Source organism: Streptomyces sp. DH12, from assembly GCF_020873895.1.
GTDB lineage: Bacteria > Actinomycetota > Actinomycetes > Streptomycetales > Streptomycetaceae > Streptomyces.
The window spans coordinates 1-404 of record NZ_JAHWGT010001509.1; the positions used below are offsets into that span (position 1 = coordinate 1).

Genomic DNA, 404 nt, shown 5'->3' on the forward strand with positions numbered 1-404 from the left:
GAAGGTGCGCTGGCCGTGGGCGCGCCAGGCCTGGCGCAGCCGCAGGAAGACGCCGGGCGCCTCCTCCTCGGACTCGTAGCCGACCAACAGGACCGCCGGGGCCTTCTCCAGCGCCCGGTAGGTGACGCCGGTGCCGTCCAGGTCGACGCCGCGTCCCGCGACGCGCGCGGCGAGGAAGTCGGACTCCTCCGTGCTGTGCACGCGCGCACGGAAGTCGATGTCGTTGGTGGCGAGCGCGACCCGCGCGAACTTGCTGTACGCGTAGGCGTCCTCGACGGTCAGCCGGCCGCCGGTCAGCACACCGGTGCGGCCCCGCGAGGCCAGCAGGCCCTGCGCCGCGATCTGCAGCGCGTCCGGCCACGACGCCGGCTCCAGCTCGCCCTCCGGGTTGCGCACCAGCGGGG

General features: G+C 75.2%; 1 protein-coding gene. It reads right to left on the reverse strand.

Annotated features, from left to right (window positions below):
- Positions 1-404: molybdopterin-dependent oxidoreductase (locus tag LPA54_RS40805; protein WP_228985465.1), on the reverse strand; the 404-nt coding region annotated here is incomplete at both ends.